Raw genomic sequence first — 20,155 nt, forward strand, 5'->3', positions numbered from 1 at the left:
CAACAACAAATGGATGAATTTTTAGAAGCAGCTATTGAAGAAGCAAAAAAAGGGTTGAGTGAAGGCGGCATTCCTATTGGTTCTGTTATAACCTACAAAGGCAAAATAATAGGTAGAGGCCATAATAAAAGAATACAAAACGGAAGTGTAGTATTACATGGCGAAATGGATGCTTTTGAAAACGCAGGACGACAACCAGCAAATGTTTATAAGGCATGCACATTGTATACCACATTATCTCCTTGCTCGATGTGTTCTGGAGCTATTTTGTTATACGGCATTCCAAAAGTTGTTATTGGTGAAAATAAAACGTTTCTAGGCGATGAAGCCTTATTAAAATCTCGTGGTGTAACTGTAGAAGTTGTAAGTAATAAAGTCTGTATCGATTTAATGGAGTCTTTTATTTCAAAAAACCCAGAATTATGGAATGAAGATATTGGAGAGTAAATAACCTTAGTCTAAAATATCTGTACCTAAATAATCATCATTTTTATTATAATACCAAGCTCTATTTTTTGGCATTTTTATACCATTTATAATTTCTTCCTCTGTCAATAAAATATATTCTCCGCTATCTTTTTTAATAGCTCCTTTATCATCCGTTTTATAAAATTGATAGACTTCCATAGCGTAGTTTTTAGGGTTGAAATAAAAATACCATACATCCTTTCCAACTTCAGAATCGTAGTTTACTTTTAAAACTAAATAATCTTTTCCTTTAAATGTTTTGCGTTCAACATTATCATTAATTATAGTGCCTTCATCCTTAAGTTTCATTGGTAATCCGTATAAATAGGTGTAGTAATTTTTATAAAGATTTGCCCTATCACAACTTAAATTATTAGTTTTAAGCACATGATCCGATAAATTCATTTTTCCGTTTAAAGTAATCAAACATTCATCTTTTTTTAAATTGTATTCGGTTACTAAAGTATCCTTTTCGGTTTTTAAATAGAATTGTTCTTCGGGTAAATTAATAATGATTTTTGAGTTTCTATTCGAATTATTTGGTGTTTCCATGGCAACGCTTAACGTATCGTTAAATGTTTTCCATGAATTATTTGGGTCATGATATTTAATACTCTTGTCAAGTAGGTCTAATCCAGTTATTTGTTGACTAAAGGATATTAGGTTTAACAACAAAAAAGGAAAAGTAGTGAATAAAATTCGCATGTTTTTTGTGTTAAAATACAAGTTTTTTTTGAAGCTTATCTAAAATACTAAAACTTCTTTTTTGGTTTTAAATTCAGAATAAATTAATTTAACAAAATCTTTAAATATTTATTATCGACAAACTAAATTATAGCATACATGATTAGAAAAACAACATTCTTTGTGCTTTTAATCGTGCTAGCTGTTCTCCTTTTCTTAAATCCAAATTTTAAAACTATTTCGGCTGGTGTTGCAATTTTACTTTTTGGGATGATTATGTTAGAAGAAGGGTTTAAAACTTTCACTAAAGGGCCGCTTCAAAATATATTAAAAAAAGCAACCGACAAACTTTATAAAAGTATTACTGCAGGAGCTTTTATTACGGCTTTAATTCAGTCTAGTTCGTTAGTTTCGGTTATTACTATTTCATTTATTAGTGCAGAATTAATCACTTTAGCTGGAGGCATTGGGTTAATATTTGGATCTAATATTGGAACTACAGTTACAGCGTGGTTAGTGGCTGGGTTTGGATTAAAAATTAAGGTTTCTGCATTAGCAATGCCCATGCTAATTTTTGGAATAATTTTCTCATTTCAAAAAAAACCAACGCTAAAAGGTATTGGGAATGTTTTGGCTGGTTTAGGTTTTTTCTTTTTAGGTATTCATTACATGAAAGAGGGGTTTGATGTTTTTAAAGACTACCTTGATTTATCTCAATATGCAGTTTCAGGATTTTTAGGCGTAATTATTTACTCAGGATTGGGGATAATTATTACCACTATCTTACAATCTAGTAGTGCTACTTTAGCTTTAATTTTAACGGCTTTAGCGGCTGGACAAATAGAATACGAAAATGCCCTAGCATTAGCTATTGGGGCAAATATTGGCACTACAATTACTGCTGTTTTAGGATCTTTAAGCTCTAATGCAGCTGGCAGAAGATTAGCTGGAGCACATCTTATTTTTAATGTTATAACGGGGTTAATAGCTGTAGCATTTATTTTTCCTTTAGCTAGATTAGTTAATAATTTATCTGAAGTTATGCAAATAGCAAATAATAATTACACACTAAAACTAGCATTGTTTCATACTATTTTTAATGTTATAGGAGTGGTTGTGATGATACCTTTTATTAAAAAACTGGAATGCTTACTATTAAGGGTAGTTAAAGAAAAACCAAACACAGATAAAGATGTTGATGAGCCAAAATATTTAAACTCAGCAGTATTGAAATTTCCTGCGGCAGCAATTTCGGCATTAATTAACGAATCGAAATATCTTTATAAGAATAGTATTTTTGAAATTGTAGCACATGCTTTAAATATTCATAGAGAGGACATAAAATCTGATGAAAAAATAAAAAAGATTATAAAAAAATCTAATATAGATTTTAAAACTGATGTTGAAGAGTTATACTATACAAAAGTAAAAATTATTTATGGTGAGATAATTGGATACGCAGCCACAGCACAAAGTGATCTAAAATTAAATAAGAAGCAAACTAAAACTGTTTCTGATATTAAAATTGCAAATAGAAAAATGGTTGAAATCGTAAAAGAAGTTAAAGAACTAAACAAAAATATTACGATGGCTTCTGCATCAGATAATAAGTATATGCAGAATGAGTATAACGGTTTCAGAAAAAAACTAACAAAAGTATTACGAGTTATATATTTGTTTAGAACAGAAGCTGATTATGAAGACTATGCGCTTAAACTTAAAGAATTAAAAAAAGAAGCAAAAGCAAATATTAGACATAGTAATAAATCTATAGATAAATTAATAAGAAAAAATTTAATAACGGCAGAAATGGCGTCGTCATTATTTAATGATTATACCAATGTAAATGATATTATAAATAAATTAATTGAAATTGCTGAACTCCTTTATGGTAAAAAGGATACTCTCATTGAAAATAGAGACTTGAAATAATAAAAAAACCATCTCTAAATGAGATGGTTTTTAATATTGAAAATCTTAATGTTTATTTTTTATCATTATTTGAAGAACCTCCATGTTCTATGGTCTCATCTATAACATTAATGGTTGCAGGTTCTACGGAGGCATCATGGGAATTATAATACTCTTCTAAAAGATTCATTGTTGCTGTTAATAAATCTTTAGTTTCTAATAATAAACTAAAATATAAAGTTGTGTTTTTCGGGCTAGATTCTTCTGTTCTAGTTCTTGCAACTTGCTTAGCAATTTTATCGGTTACTAAAGCAAATACTTCTTTTTTGCGAGTAATAATTTCTCCTATTTGCTCGAAAGAATGTGAGTCGAAAGCGGCTTTAGTATCATTAAATAATGTTTCTAACGCTTCATCAACTTCTTTTAACTCCTTAATTTGACTAAACTTAAGTTTTTTATGGTTATTGTTAATGTGTTTATGACTCACTTTCGAAATGTATTCTAAAGATTGTGTCATATCCTGTAAATACCCCAAAATGTTTATATAAAAACTACTAGCGCGTAAACTTGTTTCGTCTAAATTTTTAATAAAATAGAAAATATTATCTCTTAACTCGTCAACCTCAGCTGCTAACTTGCTAACTTGTTTTTTGTTCTTTTTAAGTAATGTTAAATCTTGTTTAGCTAAGCCTTTTACAGCATTACTATAAATTCTATTTCCACGTTTTACAACATTAGCAATGTTACTTGCGCTTTCTAGAATAACACCTTGAACTGAGCTACTCCCTGTTTTTTTCAGGCTATCTTCTGCAGCAACTTCTTTAGATTTGTTATTGTGCGCTACCGTACTTCTTATTAACAAGCCAATTGCAGCTAATAATAAAATAGGAAACATAACTTTTATGTTTAAATTTAATAAGTAAGCTACTAAAGCAGCAGCAGTAAAAGCACTAAAGGCAGTAAAAAACCAACCGCCAATTACGTTTAATACACCAGCAACACGATATACAGCACTTTCTGCACCCCAAGCACGATCTGCTAAAGATGTACCCATTGCCACCATAAAGGTTACATAGGTTGTAGATAAAGGTAATTTATAAGACGTTGCTATAGAAATTAATACTGCCGCAACCATTAAATTAACAGCAGCTCTTACTAAATCGAAAGCAGGTAGGTCTTTTGCTTTGTTTTTTGATACCTTAACTGTTGGAGCTTCAAATTGTTTTTCAATTTTATCCTGCCATGATTTAGGTAACATGTAAGCCGACATTTGAGACATTAACATTGCAGACCTTACAAATCCACGAGACATAAAGTTAGGTTGAAAACGTTCTTTTGTTTCACCTTGACTTGCCAAGTCTAAAGAGGTTTTTACAACATCTTTGGCTTTGCTAGAAAACCATAATGTTAATACCATAACCATCCCTGCTCCTAATAGTAACCAGTTGTTTGTTGGTACTTTTTCGGCAAGTATTTCCATAGAAAACTCTGTTGCTAAAGTGCCAGTACTTAAAAAGGAAGCACTCCAAGCTTCATAAGCATTGTAAGCAGCTATTGGTACACCTATAAAGTTTACTAAATCGTTACCAGCAAAAGCTAGGGCTAAAGCAAATGTGCCTACTATAATAATTAGTTTGTAAATATTAGTCTTAAAAAAACTAATTAGCACATAAGATAATAATGACCAAAAAACAGAACTTACTAAAACAATAGATAATACTTGATGTTCTAAAAAGTCTTTCATCGTTTCGCCACCAAGAATATTAAACGATTCTTTAGCGTAAGATGTACCTTTTAATCCTTTCATAAAAATAAAGTAAGTAATAGCCGTTAATGCTAAACCACCAAATAACGCACCAACCCAAGATGCTTTCTTTTCAAAATTATAAGATAATAATAATCTTGAAACCCATTGCACAAAGGCACCAATGGAAAAGGCGACGACGACTGAGAGTAAGATTCCGAATATAATTTGGGACGCTTTTGATGTGTTTATATAATTAACAACGTCGCTAAAACTACCGCCATCGGCACCAATTTTAATTAACGCCATAGCAACTGCAGCACCCAATAATTCGAATACAATAGAAACGGTAGTTGAAGTTGGCATACCCACAGAATTGAAAAAATCCAATAAAAGAATATCTGTTATCATTACTGCCATGAAAATTATCATGATTTCATCAAACATAAATTCTCCAGGGTTAAATATCCCTTTTCTTGCTACTTCCATCATACCACTAGAAAACACTGCTCCAACTGCAACACCAACACTGGCAACAATCATAATAGTTTTAAAGGAAATAGCTTTAGAGCCTATAGCAGAATTTAAAAAGTTTACTGCATCATTACTAACGCCTACAACCAAATCAGCAATGGCTAAAAGGGCTAGGGCAATAATCATATATAAGTATATATTTTCCATAATTTAATTTAAAATAGTTTGCAAATATCTTTAGACTTTTGAGTTATAATGTTATCTAATTGTTATGTTTTAAAAATGAATATCGAACTGTAATCGCCACATTAATTCATTGTTTCCATTTTTTACTTCTAAATGACTTATATCGGTTTGAATTTTTAAACTATGTCCAACAATGTACTTAGAAACTCCTAATGTATATTGACTTTCAGGATTTTTTTTCGTAATGTTTTGGTCTAATTCTATATTCGTGTAGCGTCCAGAAATCTCCCAATCGTTTTTTAATAAATATCCAGTTTGTAAGTTTAAACCTTTACCTACTTGGACTTCGTCTCCTGTTAAAGAACCATCAGAGTTTTTAGCAAAAGGATCTTTAGCATCTCTATCGGCATATTCTGCCATAAAAGAAAAGCCTTTGTACTTAAACATGGCATCAATAAAAAGTGTGTTAATATTAGTTTCGTAAAAACCAGTATCATTAATCATATAAGAGCCTTGGTTACTTCTATTTTTAACCGCGTTATTATTGTGGTCGTAACTTACGCCTAAAGCTAATTTTGGTAATTGTTCTCTTTTTAAATCAGAACCAGAATAATCACCTTTACTTGCAAAGTTCCCAAAAGGTAATAATTCTACACGACCAGTATATTGATGACCGCCTAAATTTCCAGTAGTTATATTTCTTCCTTCGCCTTGAGCGATAGAAAGGATTTCTTTTACAACAAATTTATCAGACAAGTTAAATTTATGTCTTAATTGTACGCCTAAATCTCTATCAATATTAAAACGACTGTTTAAAAGAGAACGATCTACTTGTTGAAGGTTTGCTGATGAAACAACACGTTCTCTATTCCCAGGAAGTTTAGTTTGACCAAACCAAAGCTCGAAACCTGGAGCAAAATTCCATTTCATTACAGCGTCTAAAATATATCGAGGTGCATTACTTGAAAATTGTGAAGCTCCTGAAATATCTCTGTTAGATAAACCCAGCTCTAATTTATATTTAAGTTTAGGTGTAAATGCGTAACCGTCAAATTTTAAACGCGCACGTCTTACTAAAAAATTAGATTCGTTATTTTGCCCATCTTCCCAATTAGAAATAGCTAAAAATTGCATTCTGGCACCAATTTTCATGGTCCAACTACTGTCTTGTCCTACAAGGTTAAAAAGACCTTTTCCAAATTTGGGAGATTTAACTTCTTGCGAATGAGATAATAATATTGCAAAAAAGCAGAGTGCAATACACGTAATTTTAAGTTTCATTATAATGTTTTAGTTTTTGTCGCTGCAAAGAACTAAAATCAATGTTAACTTAATGTTTCCTAATGATTAAATTTTAACCAAAAAAGACTGCCTTGGCCTAAGGCAGCCTCATTAGAAATCATAATAATGTAGTCGACAAAAACTAATAGATTATATGAAATACTAATTGTTTTGTCTTAAGACATGGCAAATATCATGGTTTAAGTTGATGTGAATGTAACCTTAGTATTAATTAATTATTAAGCTTTCCAATGTTAAATCTTTACAAGTAATAAGATTGTAATGTGTTGATTTTAAAGTCTTTATATTTTTAATGTTAAGCTAACGTTAATTTATGATTGCTTTAATGTTATGTAATTTGTATATTTGAAGTATAATGTTTAAACCCCCATAATTATGAAGAAATCAATTTTATTTGTTTTTGCCTTTTTAATTACTGTGGTATCTTTTGCTCAAGACAAGCAAAAGAGAGATTTAAAACTTAACAAAGACACAAACTTAATTGATGTTGTTTATTATCATGACAATGGTGTTGTAAGCCAAACAGGTTCTTACACAGTAGATGGTAAATTACAAGGTGAATGGTTAAGCTTTAACACAGCAGGTAAAAAAATCGTTTCTGCAAATTATGATAATGGAAAAAAAGTCGGCAAGTGGATTTATTTAATAGATGGAGCTTTGAAAGAAGTTGATTACACTAAAAATGTAGCTTCACTATAAAAAAATACAAGTTAAAACAAAAAGCATCCTAAATTTAGGATGCTTTTTTTATGAATTAAAATGTTTGATTAGTTTCCTACTGTCCAGCTTGCTCCCCAAGTTGTGTAGTCTGTACCGGTTCCGTTACCATCACCAGTAATAAAATCTGCTTCAGTAAAAGTATCGCCAGTATCGTTTTTCATTTTTGTAGTTACATCTGTAAAGGTTACGTTTGTAATATTTAAATCGCCATTAATTACTCCAGTACCAGTTGGGTTATCGCTATCGGCCCCAGCATCTCCATCAAGATCAAAACCTTCTTCAAAACCTTCAATTAAAATATTGTCAAAAACACCTTGAGTACCTGCTCTTAATCTAATAGCTTCATTTCCTGTTGAAGCACCTAAACCAACAATTGTTGCATTAGTTACCGTAGGTTTAGACCAAAATTTAGGATTAGAAAGATTTCCTATATCTGTATTGTAGCCATCACACTCAAAACCTTTATCATGATCTGCTCCGTGTTTAACATAAGCATTAGTAATAGAGCCCGCAAAACCTTCTGTCCAGTCTATAGAATCATCTTGACAATTAATTACAACTGCATACGATACTTTTGCAGTTCCTCCAAAAAATTCAATGCCGTCATCAGCACCTTCATAGGCTTGAATATATTCAATAGTTGTTCCTGCACCAACACCGTAAAAAGAAAATCCATTGTTTTCTGAAGAGCCATCAGCTGCACCTCCAGAATATTCAACACGTACATAGCGTAAAACACCCGAACTGTCTGCAGCATCTGTTCCGCCGTAAGGCAAACTTCCAATTTCTGAAGTTGATGTTGCGCTACCTGTAACAGAGTTAATAGGTGCTTTTCCTAATAGTATTAATCCGCCCCATTGTCCTGCAGCAGGGTTTGCATTTCCAGACGTCATTACAATAGGTTTTGTAGCTGAGCCATTCGCTATAATTTTTGCTCCTTGCGAAATAGCAATATAAACGTCTGCCCCAGTAGCAACAGCTTTAATTATAACGCCTTCGTTAATGGTTAACGTTGCGCCGTCAGTCATAATTACAGGACCACTTATAGTGTAAGTTCTATTAGCTTCCAATATTAAGTCTGAAGAGTATTCAGCGGCACTAATTGCAATTTCTTCATCAGTGTTTCCTGTACCACCACCATTGTTGGTAGTTGTGTTGTTTGTTACGCTATTATCAGTGATATTAATGGCTGCAGTATCATCTGTTGAGCAAGAGTTAAAAAGCAATGTCGTAATTGCTAATCCTAATAATAAATTATTTTTCATCGTTTCTAAGTTTAATTTTTATTTGTTTTTTAATTGTGTTTAAAATTTATATTTTAATTGTAATCCTATGTTCATTCCTTTTTTATAATTTGAAACATCTTTTCCGTTAGGAGATGTAACTACTATATCGCCTTGTGTTGTTTTTCTAATGTATTTTACGCTAGGATTTAAAAGGTTTTTTGCAGCTAAGTTTATTTCAAATTTTTCGCCTATTTTATTTTTTAATATGAAGTCTAAAGTTGGAATGCCTTTTTCAATTACATTTCCTAATTGCCCAGAGCCTAATGCGTCAATTCTATCTGAAAAGTAAGAGAATGATAAGGTTGCGTTGGGTTTATAGTGTTCAGAAAATATTGGCGAATAGTTAATATCTGCATTAACAATTAGTGGCGAAGCACCTTGTAGTTCTTCTTTATTATTTACAAAGCTTACGTTGAAATTGCTACCAACAATATCTTTGTATAAATCTTGTTCGGTGTGCATGTAAGTAGCATTAAATCCAACCGAAAGTTCTGATTTATCATCTTCGTTAGTAATTATGTTTTTTCTAATTTCTGCTTCAATACCATAGATTTGAGCTTTTTTTCCAGTTCTGAAAAAACGTTGTGTTCCTGTAGCATCAAAAGCTACAACTTGGTTAATAGGGTCTTTAATTTGCTTGTAAAATGCACCAAGTGATATTAATTCAGATTTTGTTACAAACCACTCATATTTTAAATCGATGTTTAAAATTTTAGAGTACGATACATCTTTTACATTAGTATATGTTTCTCCTATTTTTTGTCCCAATAAATCTGGATTTCCACCAATGCGCTGCGATACACTTTCGTAAACAAAAGGAGCAACTTCTTTAAATTCTGGAAGAGAAATAGTTTGACTTGCTGAGAAACGCAGATTTTGGTCTTCGTTTAATGCATATTTTAAACTTAAACTTGGTAAATACAATACGTCTGATGCTTCAATATTATCATTCCCATTAACCCCTAAGTTAATCACGTTGTATTCAATATATTGCTTAAAAGATTCAACTCTAACACCAGGTACAATAAGCCATTTGTCACCTAAATTAATTTCAGCATTTAAGAAACCAGCGTAAATATCTAATTTACCTTTATAAGTGTTTTCAGATAAGCCTGGTCTGTTTGTATTGCTTAAATTTGGATAAGGCCTAATAACTTTAATTTCGTAAGTCCCTTCATTACTTGATAGGTTTAAGTTATCTAAAGAGAAAAAACTGTTTAGATTATTAACGTCAGAAATACCACTATTATCAATAATATCGTAACCATATCTAATATTATCAAAACGACGTTCTTTAGTTCGCGCATTATAACCAACATTAATTTTAATGTTTTCAGAAGGCTTGTAAGCTAAGTTTAAACGACCGTTTAATTCTTCATCTTGTATGTCTTGAAAGTAACGCTGATTATCAAAATCTACATTGCTATAAAAAATAGTATTAGTATTAGCGTCATTATCTAAAGCATATTGATAGTTCTCAAAACTTAAACGTTTTCTATCTGGCTCATGCGCATTAACAAAGTTGTAACCGAACCCCCAATCTAAATCAATCTTATCAAATTTATGAGCTCCTATAAGTTGATTAACATAAATGAGGTTTTCATTAAATTGAATATTTTGCTGATAAAAACCTTCGTCTGTATTGGCAATAGCATCTCTATTTCTTCCCTTACCATCAATTCCAAAATATCCTATTTTATCTGACGAGCTGTTTACAAATAAAGAGTTGAATTTAAGTGTATTACTAGTATCAATTTTATAAATAATTGATGCCATTGCTGTTGTGGTGGTTCCGTATTCAAATTCTTCGGCTTGCTCGAAAGCTTTTTTCTCAACATTGGTGTAATCTATTGAAGATCCTTTTCTGTATTGGTAGTCGTTTTCAAACGAACCCGTAGCGTAAAAGCTAAGTTTTGATCCGTTTTCAAAATTAAATGACTTCCCAAAAGCACCACCAAAACTTGTGTTTATTGGCGTGCCAGCGTTAACAGGATCGAATCCATGAGATAAAATAACTGCAAAAGGATCATGCGCATATCTGTTGTAAAACCCAAAATGACCTGTGCCTTCACTTCTTACAAAATCTTTACCTATGGCATTGGTGTTAATTTCGGAGCCGATTCCAAAATCAAAGAAACCAGCACCCTTATAATCTTTTGATGAAATATCTACATTTCCAGCAGCAAAATCGCTATAGAATTTTGAAGAGTATGCTTTGCTAATCGATACGTTCTCAATAACATCAGAAGAGAATAAATCTAAATCGATATTCTTTTTACTTACATCATTGGATGGTAACGACAAACCATTCATTGTGGTGTTCAAATACCTATCCCCTAAACCACGCACATAAACATTACTTGAACCTTCTTGTTTTGATACTCCAGAAATTTTAGCAACTGCACCAGCAGCATTGCTAACACCTTTTCTCGATAATTCTTCAGCACCAATACTTTGTTTAATTTCAACCGCTTTCTTTTGTTCTAAAAGTAGTGCGGTTTCACTTTCACGTTTTGTAGTAGTAGTAATAACAACTTCGTCTAGTGTAGCTGCGCTTGCAGACATTACTACATTTACTTCAGTTGCTTTTCCAGCAATAACATCTACACTTATTTCTTGTGTTTCGTAACCTACAAAACTAAAAACCAAAGTATAAGTTCCAGTATCTAAATTTTCAAAAGTATATAAGCCATCAAAGTCTGAGGTTGTTCCTGTAGTTGTTCCTTTAATTAAAACATTAGCAAAGGCTAATGGCTCATTGTTGTATTCTTTATCTGTTAATTTTCCAATAACCGAACCTGTACTTTGGGCATATGAAAATGTTGTTATAAACAGTATAAATAATAGTATTATTTTTCTCATTAGTTTTTTAATTTCTTGCTGCAAAGAAACGTAGCGTGTGTGAAGATGAGGTTACCTAAGGATTAAACAACCGTAATAAAAGCGTTAGGAAAACGTTATGGAATGATACTTTAAAACTTAATTTGAAAACAATTTCTTAACATGAATTCTTTTGATTTTTAAAGAATATGAAATAAAAAAAAGCGACTTTCGTTTTTAAGATAAAGTCGCTTTTTATGAAATATTTAAACTTTTATTTACATATTATTAATACTTATTTATTTAAAGATGGTGAGGTGTTTTCTTTATCAGCACTAGCGAAAGTTAGCATTAATTCTTCAAGAGAAACAGAACTTGCTCCTAAAGATATTTTAACTTTAATAGCTTTTCCAGATTCTACTTGAACCTCTAATGCTTTAGTTTCATGGCCAACAAAACTACTTACTAAAGTATAGTTTCCGTCTTTTAAGTTTTCGAATTTAAACAAACCTTTTTCATCAGATAAAACTTCAGATCCAGTTTCTTTAATTAAAACTTTTGCATAAATCAAAGGTGCATTATTCGATTCGTTATCTAATACATATCCGGTTACAGAACCCGTATGTTGCGCAAAAGAAAATGCTGTTACTAAAAAGATGGCAATACATATAATATGTCTCATAAATAAACGCAATAAATTCTATACAAAGAAAACCATAAACTATATTTAGAATGTTATGTAAATATTAAACAACAGTGATTAAAATGTTACGGTAATGTTATCAAATTTTAGGTTTGCTTTTATCGAATTTACTTATCTTGCTTGTTCTTAAAAATTTAAAATGAACTGGGAACAATTACTATCCTTAAAACGTTTTGGCGACACTAATAAACGCATAAGAAAAGAACAAGATGAAACCCGTTTGGGTTTTGAAGTAGATTATGATCGCATTATCTTTTCATCAGAGTTTAGAAGCCTTCAAGATAAAACACAAGTCATCCCGTTATCCGAAACCGATTTTGTACACACTCGCTTAACCCATAGTTTAGAAGTTAGTGTAGTAGGACGTTCTTTAGGTAGGCGTGTAGGTCAAAGATTATTAGAAAAACATCCGCATTTACAAAGTATTCATGGGTATCAAACTAACGATTTTGGAGCCATTGTAGCGGCAGCAGCTTTGGCTCACGATATAGGAAACCCTCCCTTCGGACACTCTGGGGAAAAAGCCATAGGCGAATTTTTCAAAACAGGAGAAGGAAAACAATTTAAAAGCCAACTAACTGATAAAGAATATCAAGATTTATGCGATTTTGAAGGGAACGCTAACGGATTCAAAATCCTGACCGAAAGCAGAGCAGGACGAGAAGGTGGCATCCGATTAAGTTACGCCACCCTTGGTGCATTTATGAAATACCCAAAAGAATCACTTCCTAAAAAACCAACAAAGCATATAGCCGATAAAAAATATGGTTTTTTTCAGAGTGAAAAAGGAGCGTTTCAAGACGTGGCAAACGAGTTAGGATTGCTAAAACGTTCCGATACAGATGTTAGTTACTCACGACATCCACTTGCGTATTTAGTAGAAGCGGCAGACGATATTTGCTACACCATTATCGATTTTGAAGATGGTATAAACCTAGGATTAATTCAAGAAGAATTTGCGCTAGAATACTTATCAAAAATCATTAGAAACACCATTAAGCCCGAAAACTATTATGCACTTTCCACAAAAGAAGATCGCGTTGGGTATTTGCGCGCATTGGCAATTGGTACGCTAATTAATGAAGCAGTAGATATTTTTATGCAGCACGAAGATACTATTTTAAATGGCGATTTCGATTGCGCCCTACTAGATAAAAGTAAATACGAAGCTCAAATAAAAGATATTATAAAAATAAGTATCGAAAACATATACCAATCCACAGAGGTGATCGATAAAGAAATTGCTGGCTATGGTGTTATAAACACGCTTTTAAACACTTATACAAATGCCGTAAATAATAGCTTTAACAATACGGCTTCAAATTACGACAAACTTATTTTAAAAGGCTTGCCTAAAACTTTAGAAACCAATAATTCAAGCTTATATAGCCGTTTGTCAAGCGTGTGTTATTACGTGTCTTTACTATCCGATAGTAAGGCGATACTGGATTATAAGAAGATAAAAGGGATTAGTTTTTAAGGGAATTATTTGGGCGTTACCCAAGGGTCGGGCTTTCAAACATGCCGTTCAATCCCTAATGCAAAAACGTGTTCTTAAATAATTGGATAAACCCTCAACATCCAAACCAACAAACTCTTGAAGTTCATCTACACTGCCGTGTTCAATAAAAGCATCAGGAATGCCCAATATTTTAATGGTATTTTTATAATTGTTTTCTGAAGCAAACTCTAAAATAACGCTTCCAAAACCACCTTTAACAGTATGGTCTTCAACGGTAACAATAGTATCGTGAGTTTTAAAAATAGTGTGAAGTAAGTTTACATCCAAAGGTTTTACAAAACGTACATCATAATGCGAAACGTTTAAATCTTTAATGGCTTCAGTAACATTTTTTGCGATAGTTCCTATACTTAAAACAGCAAGTTTGTTTCCTTTTTTTAGAGCAACACCCTTGCCAATTTCAATTTTAGAGAACGGTTGTTTCCAATCCATGGTAACACCACGCCCACGAGGATACCGAATCGCAATGGGTTGCTTTAAACCAAGTTGTGCGGTGTGCATAATGTTACGTAATTCAATCTCATTTCGTGGTGCAAAAATTATGAGATTGGGAATGCATCTTAAATATGATAAATCGAAAACGCCGTGGTGTGTCGCGCCATCTTCTCCAACCAAACCAGCACGGTCTAAACAAAATATTACGGGGAGTTTTTGTAATGCCACGTCGTGTATTATTTGGTCGTAAGCACGCTGTAAAAACGTAGAATAGATATTACAAAATGGAATTAATCCTTGAGTTGCCATACCAGCAGCAAGGGTAACCGCATGTTGTTCGGCGATGCCAACATCGAAAGCACGATTAGGCATTTCAGCCATCATATACTTTAAAGAACTTCCCGTTGGCATTGCTGGCGTAATACCCACAATATTTTTGTTTTGTTTAGCAAGCTCTACAATAGTATGCCCAAAAACATCCTGATATTTTGGTGGCTGCTGGCTAGCCTCAGATTTGGCAATTAGTTCTCCTGTAGTAGCATTGAACTTTCCAGGAGCGTGATATTTTACTTGATCTTCTTCGGCTTGTTTTAAGCCTTTGCCTTTGGTGGTAATAACATGTAAAAACTTGGGGCCTTTTACTGTTTTCAATCGTCTTAACTCTGAAATAATAGCATCAATGTCATGTCCGTCAACAGGTCCAGAATAATCAAAATTTAAGGCTTCAAAAATATTGTCTTGTTTTTGAGTGCCTTTTTTAACGTTTGTTAAATACATTTTTAAGGCTCCAACACTTGGGTCGATACCAATAGCATTATCATTTAAAATAACGAGTAAATTAGCATTGGTAACACCAGCATGATTTAAACCTTCAAAAGCCATTCCGCTAGCAATACTGGCATCGCCAATAACTGCAATATGGTGTTTGTCATCACCTTTTAATTGCGATGCAATTGCCATTCCTAAGGCTGCCGAAATGGATGTTGAGGCATGCCCAACACCAAAAGTGTCATACTTACTTTCATCACGTTTTGGAAAACCGCTTATGCCATTGAGTTGTCTATTAGTTTCGAAAATTTCTTTTCTGCCAGTTAAAATTTTGTGTCCGTAAGCTTGATGCCCAACATCCCAAATAAGCTGATCTTTAGGAGTGTTAAATACATAGTGCAAAGCAATAGTTAATTCTACTACACCCAAACTCGCTCCTAAATGACCTTCTTTTGTGGCAACAATATTAATTATAAAGTCACGCAATTCTTTTGCAAGTTGAGGTAAGTCTTCTTGCTTTAAAAGACGAAGTTCTTTTGGGGAGTTTATGGTGTTTAAAAAGTTGTTCATTAAGATACAAATGTAGTATTTGAAAATGATACCATTATCATTTGAAATCGTATTTTTGTTTTTATGCTAGAACCCTTCGATGATACTTATTTTATGAAAAAAGCACTTCAGGAAGCTGAAGTAGCTTTTGAAAAAGGCGAAATTCCTGTGGGCGCAGTCATTGTTATTGATAATAAAATTATTGCTCGCGGACATAATTTAACCGAAACGTTAACCGATGTTACTGCGCATGCCGAAATGCAGGCCATTACCGCAGCAGCTAATTTTTTAGGAGGCAAATATCTTAAAAATTGTACGTTGTATGTTACTTTAGAACCTTGCCAAATGTGTGCGGGTGCTTTGTACTGGAGTCAGATTTCTAATATTGTTTATGGCACTAGAGATAAAGAACGTGGTTGTATTAATTTGAAAACTAAGTTGCACCCTAAAACAATTATTAAAGGCGATGTTTTAGCTGATGAAGCTTCTGAGATTTTAAAACGGTTTTTTATTGAAAAACGGAATTTGAATTGATTTTCGTCACCTTAAACTTGTTTCAGGGGGTCGCATTATATGTGTTCTGTGATTCTGAAACAAGTTCAGAATGACGTACATAACGCATTAGGGATTGGACGGCATGTTTGAACTCGCCGACGTGGGAGGAAGCGAGTAGTGAAAGCCCGACCCTTTTCGGGTAATGCCCAAATTATTTACGTTTATCGCCTTCGCGCTTGCGCATTTTATCAAGATTTTCTTTAGTAAGCATATAGTCTTGTACATTTTTGTCTTTCCAACGGTAATAAGAAAATAATGGAAACACGATAAAAAATAAGCCCATTACGCCAAAGCCAATACATTTTTGTGAGTATATGGAGTCTATAAAAAATCCAGCTAAAATGCTTCCAAAGGCTGCTAAAAACAAGATTAGAATAAGATATTTCATAAGTATATTGTGAGTTTGAATGTGGTAATTAAATAGCTCTAGGATTTATTTAGTAAAATTAATTAATTGCTGTCTGTAAGCGGTTAATAGTTTTGATTTTGAAATATATCCATAATATTTTCCGTCTTTAACTACGGGTAGATTCCACGCACCGCTGGTTTTGAATTTAGTCATAATGTCGTTCATAGAATCATCATTGTAATCAATAATACCAGCGTCGGCATGCATGAGACTTGATGCATCAACTGTATCGTAAAGTTCTGTATCAAACATAATATGTCTTACATCATCTAATCTAATAACACCTAAAAATTCATGATTATCGTTTACTACAGGAAAATGATTTCGTGAGGATTTTGCAACGGCTGTTTTTAATATATCGCCTAATTTCATGTCTGGTTTTAAAATAATAAAATTGGTTTCTATTACTTTATCAATATCTAAAACCATTAAAACGTTTTGGTCTTTATCATGCGTCATAAGCTCACCGCGTTCGGCAAGTTTTAATGTGTAAATAGAGTGCGATACATAATATTTTGTAATGGCAAATGATGTGGCAGCCACAATCATTAAAGGTACAAATAGTTCGTAGCCACCAGTAATTTCGGCAATTAGGAAGATAGCAGTTAATGGAGCATGTAATACACCTGCCATTAATCCAGTCATTCCAATTAAGGTAAAATTAGATTCTGATACATGAAAATCTAGCCCTAAGTTATTAATAATTTTTGCGAAGGCATTACCCAAAACACTACCCATTACTAGTGTAGGAATGAATACTCCGCCTACACCACCAGCACCAAAGGTAGTAGTCATAGCTATGGCTTTAAATACACCAATGCCTAGTAATAACGCAATAACAAGCCAGATGTTAGATAAATCTAAATTAAAAGGTGTTGTTCCAATCGCAGCTATGTGGTCACCTTTTAAAAGGTTATTCATAATACCATAACCTTCACCATAAAGCGGTGGAATAAAATAGAGCATGGTACCAATAGCTAATCCGCCAATAAGCAGCCTTAATGCGCGACTTTTAAATTGCTTAAAAAAATTTGTTATAGCAAAAAATACTTTGGAGAAATATACTGAAGCAAGTGCTGTTACCAAACCTAAAAGCGCATAGAATCCTATGTCGTTAACTTCAAAAGTATCTGTTAATTCAAAACGAAGTAAAACATCAGTTCCTAAAAACATATAAGATGTTACTACAGCAGAAACTGAGGCTAATAATAATGGTACTAATGATGCAAATGCAATGTCTAAACTAAAAATTTCTATAGCAAAAATGATGGCAGCTATGGGTGCTTTAAACATAGATGCCATAGCGCCAGCAGCAGCACACCCAATTAAAAGCATTCTAGTTTTTGTATTCATATGAAATAACCGCGCTGCATTTGACCCTAAAGCAGAACCTACGCTTACTGCAGGACCTTGTAAGCCCACAGATCCACCAAAACCTGCTGTTAAAGGTGCTGTAATTAAAGCGGCGTAAATGTTATATCTAGGAATAATGCCGTTTAATTTTGAAATGGCATATAAGGTTGAAGAAATACCATGCCCAATATGTTTTTTTAACCAGATTTGTTTTATAATGTAAACTAACAATAAACCAATCATTGGAAAAATGAAGTACAATGAATTTTGGTAGTTGTTAAAAAAATCTAATTCGAAAAGAAGTCTAATGTAGTGTGTTAAATTTTTAAGTGTTACGGTACCAATACCAGCTAAAAAGCCAACTAAAATGCTAAGCATATAAACAAACTGGCGTTCGGAAATATGTTTGTATTTCCAAATTAAGAATTTGCGCAACAGACTTTTAGTTGTAAGAGGCATTTTATAAAACTACTAAAAAATCCTGCAATTTGCAGGATTTTAATTGGTTATGATTTTAAATTAAGTTTTAAGCTTAATTCATTAAGTTGTTCGTCATCAATTGGAGCAGGAGCATCTATCATAACATCTCGTCCTGAATTGTTTTTTGGGAAGGCAATAAAATCACGAATGGTTTCTTGTCCGCCTAAAATGGCAACCAATCTATCCAGACCAAATGCTAATCCGCCATGTGGTGGTGCACCATATTCAAAAGCATCCATTAAAAATCCAAATTGCGCTTTAGCTTCTTCTTCTGTAAACCCTAAATGTTTTAGCATTATGGCTTGTGTTGTTTTATCGTGAATACGAATTGAGCCGCCCCCTATTTCATTTCCATTCAACACCAAATCGTAAGCATTAGCTTTTACTTCACTTGGTTTAGAATCTAATAATTCTATTTGTCCTGGTTTTGGAGAAGTAAACGGATGATGCATGGCGTGATAATGTCCAGTTTCTTCATCTAATTCTAATAAAGGGAAGTCAATTACCCAAAGCGGTGCGAAAATCTTAGGGTTTCTTAAGCCCAAGCGTTCTGCTAATTCCATACGCAACGCACTAAGTTGCGCACGTACTTTATTGGTTTCACCAGAAAGTACACAAACTAAATCGCCTGTTTTTGCGCCAGTTATTTCTGCCCATTTTGCTAAATCGTCTTGATTGTAAAATTTATCTACTGAAGATTTATAAGTGCCGTCATCATTACAACGTGAATATATCATGCCTAAAGCGCCAACTTGCGGACGCTTTACCCAATCTATTAATTTGTCTATTTCTTTTCTGGTGTAACTATTTCCTCCAGGAACGGCAATACCAACTACTAATTCAGCATTATTAAAAACACCAAAATCTTTATGTTGTGTCACAGCATTCAGCTCCCCAAATTGCATTCCGAAACGAATATCTGGTTTGTCGTTTCCGTACAAACGCATCGCATCATCATAAAGTAGACGCGGGAATTTATCAACTTCAACACCATTAACTTCTTTAAGTAAATGTCGCGTTAAACCTTCAAAAGCATTTAAAATATCTTCTTGTTCGATAAATGCCATTTCACAATCTATTTGGGTGAATTCTGGTTGTCTATCTGCACGTAAATCTTCATCTCTAAAACATTTTACAATCTGAAAATATTTATCCATGCCACCAACCATAAGCAACTGCTTAAAAGTTTGCGGCGATTGTGGTAAGGCATAAAATTGTCCTTCATTCATTCGACTTGGTACTACAAAATCACGTGCACCTTCTGGAGTTGACTTTATTAAATAAGGCGTTTCAACTTCAATAAAACCTTCATTAGATAAGTAATTTCGAACTTCTTGAGTGACTTTAGCTCTAAAAATTAAACTGTTTTTTACAGGGTTACGACGAATATCTAAATAGCGATATTTCATTCTAATATCTTCGCCACCATCGGTTTTATCTTCAATAGTAAACGGAGGCAATTTCGCTTCATTTAAAATATTTAATTCTGAAACTAAAATCTCAATATCGCCCGTTGGCATATTCGGATTTTTTGAAGCACGCTCAATAACTTTACCTTTAACTTGAATAACAAATTCTCGACCTAAATTTTGAGCTCGCTCGATTAATTCTTTTGAGGTGCGTTCTTCATCAAAAACCAATTGCGTAATGCCGTAGCGGTCGCGTAAATCTACCCAAACAATAAACCCTTTATCGCGAGATTTTTGCACCCAACCTGCTAGGGTAACTTCTGTATTTATATGCGAGGCGTTTAATTCGCCACAATTATGACTTCTGTACATGCTAG

The 20,155-nt window shown here is 33.1% G+C and carries 15 protein-coding genes; 5 read left to right on the forward strand and 10 right to left on the reverse strand.

Features of this window, described 5'->3' with window-relative positions:
• Positions 1 to 9 precede the first annotated feature (9 nt).
• The gene (locus tag RG22_RS09405) at positions 10 to 447 is read left to right on the forward strand and encodes a nucleoside deaminase (protein WP_034042720.1); all 438 of its coding nucleotides are present in this window, start codon (positions 10 to 12) and stop codon (positions 445 to 447) included.
• Positions 448 to 453: 6 nt separating this feature from the next.
• Here the strand turns inward: RG22_RS09405 and RG22_RS09410 are convergent, their stop codons facing one another.
• Positions 454 to 1,173 (reverse strand): DUF6503 family protein, encoded by a 720-nt coding sequence (locus RG22_RS09410; RefSeq protein ID WP_034045934.1) that lies wholly within the window; start codon positions 1,171 to 1,173, stop codon positions 454 to 456.
• A 138-nt stretch (positions 1,174 to 1,311) separates the two neighbouring features.
• Here RG22_RS09410 and RG22_RS09415 point away from each other — a divergent pair, with 138 nt between their 5' ends.
• Entirely contained in the window at positions 1,312 to 3,084 is a 1,773-nt protein-coding gene (locus tag RG22_RS09415) for a Na/Pi cotransporter family protein (protein WP_034042722.1), read from the forward strand.
• A 52-nt stretch (positions 3,085 to 3,136) separates the two neighbouring features.
• Here the strand turns inward: RG22_RS09415 and RG22_RS09420 are convergent, their stop codons facing one another.
• The gene (locus RG22_RS09420; protein ID WP_034042725.1) at positions 3,137 to 5,488 is read right to left on the reverse strand and encodes an inorganic phosphate transporter; all 2,352 of its coding nucleotides are present in this window, start codon (positions 5,486 to 5,488) and stop codon (positions 3,137 to 3,139) included.
• Between the two features lie 69 nt (positions 5,489 to 5,557).
• Positions 5,558 to 6,748, reverse strand: a complete 1,191-nt coding sequence (locus RG22_RS09425; RefSeq protein ID WP_034042728.1) for a porin — start codon at positions 6,746 to 6,748, stop codon at positions 5,558 to 5,560.
• A gap of 396 nt (positions 6,749 to 7,144) precedes the next feature.
• Here RG22_RS09425 and RG22_RS09430 point away from each other — a divergent pair, with 396 nt between their 5' ends.
• A complete protein-coding gene (locus tag RG22_RS09430; RefSeq protein WP_034042729.1) occupies positions 7,145 to 7,468 on the forward strand; it encodes a toxin-antitoxin system YwqK family antitoxin in 324 nt (107 codons plus the stop codon).
• 68 nt (positions 7,469 to 7,536) lie between these two features.
• Here RG22_RS09430 and RG22_RS09435 read toward each other — a convergent pair whose 3' ends face one another.
• From RG22_RS09435 to RG22_RS09445, 3 genes are all read right to left on the reverse strand, one after another.
• Positions 7,537 to 8,754, reverse strand: a complete 1,218-nt coding sequence (locus RG22_RS09435) for a hypothetical protein (RefSeq protein WP_034042732.1) — start codon at positions 8,752 to 8,754, stop codon at positions 7,537 to 7,539.
• Positions 8,755 to 8,793: 39 nt separating this feature from the next.
• The gene (locus RG22_RS09440; protein ID WP_034042734.1) at positions 8,794 to 11,637 is read right to left on the reverse strand and encodes a TonB-dependent receptor; all 2,844 of its coding nucleotides are present in this window, start codon (positions 11,635 to 11,637) and stop codon (positions 8,794 to 8,796) included.
• 253 nt (positions 11,638 to 11,890) lie between these two features.
• Positions 11,891 to 12,277, reverse strand: coding sequence for a carboxypeptidase-like regulatory domain-containing protein (locus tag RG22_RS09445; protein ID WP_034042736.1), 387 nt, complete (start codon positions 12,275 to 12,277; stop codon positions 11,891 to 11,893).
• A gap of 160 nt (positions 12,278 to 12,437) precedes the next feature.
• On the opposite strand from RG22_RS09445, the gene RG22_RS09450 reads away from it, so the two are divergent.
• Complete coding sequence (locus RG22_RS09450) at positions 12,438 to 13,778, forward strand: deoxyguanosinetriphosphate triphosphohydrolase (RefSeq protein WP_034042738.1); 1,341 nt, start codon at positions 12,438 to 12,440, stop codon at positions 13,776 to 13,778.
• 48 nt (positions 13,779 to 13,826) lie between these two features.
• Here RG22_RS09450 and dxs read toward each other — a convergent pair whose 3' ends face one another.
• Positions 13,827 to 15,593: a 1-deoxy-D-xylulose-5-phosphate synthase gene (dxs, locus tag RG22_RS09455; RefSeq protein WP_034042739.1), complete on the reverse strand. Its 1,767-nt coding sequence runs from the start codon at positions 15,591 to 15,593 to the stop codon at positions 13,827 to 13,829.
• Between the two features lie 63 nt (positions 15,594 to 15,656).
• Here dxs and RG22_RS09460 point away from each other — a divergent pair, with 63 nt between their 5' ends.
• On the forward strand, positions 15,657 to 16,106 hold the full coding sequence (locus RG22_RS09460) for a nucleoside deaminase (RefSeq protein WP_034042741.1): 450 nt from the start codon (positions 15,657 to 15,659) through the stop codon (positions 16,104 to 16,106).
• A gap of 172 nt (positions 16,107 to 16,278) precedes the next feature.
• Here RG22_RS09460 and RG22_RS09465 read toward each other — a convergent pair whose 3' ends face one another.
• From RG22_RS09465 to aspS, 3 genes are read right to left on the reverse strand one after another with little or no spacing between them, the layout of a single operon-like run.
• The gene (locus tag RG22_RS09465; RefSeq protein ID WP_034042743.1) at positions 16,279 to 16,515 is read right to left on the reverse strand and encodes a hypothetical protein; all 237 of its coding nucleotides are present in this window, start codon (positions 16,513 to 16,515) and stop codon (positions 16,279 to 16,281) included.
• Between the two features lie 45 nt (positions 16,516 to 16,560).
• A complete protein-coding gene (locus RG22_RS09470; RefSeq protein WP_034042744.1) occupies positions 16,561 to 18,348 on the reverse strand; it encodes a chloride channel protein in 1,788 nt (595 codons plus the stop codon).
• Between the two features lie 47 nt (positions 18,349 to 18,395).
• A complete protein-coding gene (gene aspS, locus RG22_RS09475) occupies positions 18,396 to 20,150 on the reverse strand; it encodes an aspartate--tRNA ligase (RefSeq protein ID WP_034042746.1) in 1,755 nt (584 codons plus the stop codon).
• Between the last annotated feature and the right edge of the window lie 5 nt (positions 20,151 to 20,155).

Origin of the sequence: Wocania ichthyoenteri Th78, from assembly GCF_000789235.1 — a bacterium.
Lineage (GTDB): Bacteria > Bacteroidota > Bacteroidia > Flavobacteriales > Flavobacteriaceae > Wocania_A > Wocania_A ichthyoenteri.

Bases quoted from the DNA above. Each gene is read 5' to 3' on its own strand.
- RG22_RS09435 (WP_034042732.1), bottom strand. From the start codon at position 8,754: ATGAAAAATAATTTATTATTAGGATTAGCAATTACGACATTGCTTTTT.
- RG22_RS09420 (WP_034042725.1), bottom strand. From the start codon at position 5,488: ATGGAAAATATATACTTATATATGATTATTGCCCTAGCCCTTTTAGCC.
- aspS (WP_034042746.1), bottom strand. From the start codon at position 20,150: ATGTACAGAAGTCATAATTGTGGCGAATTAAACGCCTCGCATATAAAT.
- RG22_RS09470 (WP_034042744.1), bottom strand. From the start codon at position 18,348: ATGCCTCTTACAACTAAAAGTCTGTTGCGCAAATTCTTAATTTGGAAA.
- RG22_RS09450 (WP_034042738.1), top strand. From the start codon at position 12,438: ATGAACTGGGAACAATTACTATCCTTAAAACGTTTTGGCGACACTAAT.
- RG22_RS09410 (WP_034045934.1), bottom strand. From the start codon at position 1,173: ATGCGAATTTTATTCACTACTTTTCCTTTTTTGTTGTTAAACCTAATA.
- dxs (WP_034042739.1), bottom strand. From the start codon at position 15,593: ATGAACAACTTTTTAAACACCATAAACTCCCCAAAAGAACTTCGTCTT.
- RG22_RS09445 (WP_034042736.1), bottom strand. From the start codon at position 12,277: ATGAGACATATTATATGTATTGCCATCTTTTTAGTAACAGCATTTTCT.
- RG22_RS09405 (WP_034042720.1), top strand. From the start codon at position 10: ATGGATGAATTTTTAGAAGCAGCTATTGAAGAAGCAAAAAAAGGGTTG.
- RG22_RS09460 (WP_034042741.1), top strand. From the start codon at position 15,657: ATGCTAGAACCCTTCGATGATACTTATTTTATGAAAAAAGCACTTCAG.
- RG22_RS09415 (WP_034042722.1), top strand. From the start codon at position 1,312: ATGATTAGAAAAACAACATTCTTTGTGCTTTTAATCGTGCTAGCTGTT.
- RG22_RS09440 (WP_034042734.1), bottom strand. From the start codon at position 11,637: ATGAGAAAAATAATACTATTATTTATACTGTTTATAACAACATTTTCA.
- RG22_RS09465 (WP_034042743.1), bottom strand. From the start codon at position 16,515: ATGAAATATCTTATTCTAATCTTGTTTTTAGCAGCCTTTGGAAGCATT.
- RG22_RS09425 (WP_034042728.1), bottom strand. From the start codon at position 6,748: ATGAAACTTAAAATTACGTGTATTGCACTCTGCTTTTTTGCAATATTA.
- RG22_RS09430 (WP_034042729.1), top strand. From the start codon at position 7,145: ATGAAGAAATCAATTTTATTTGTTTTTGCCTTTTTAATTACTGTGGTA.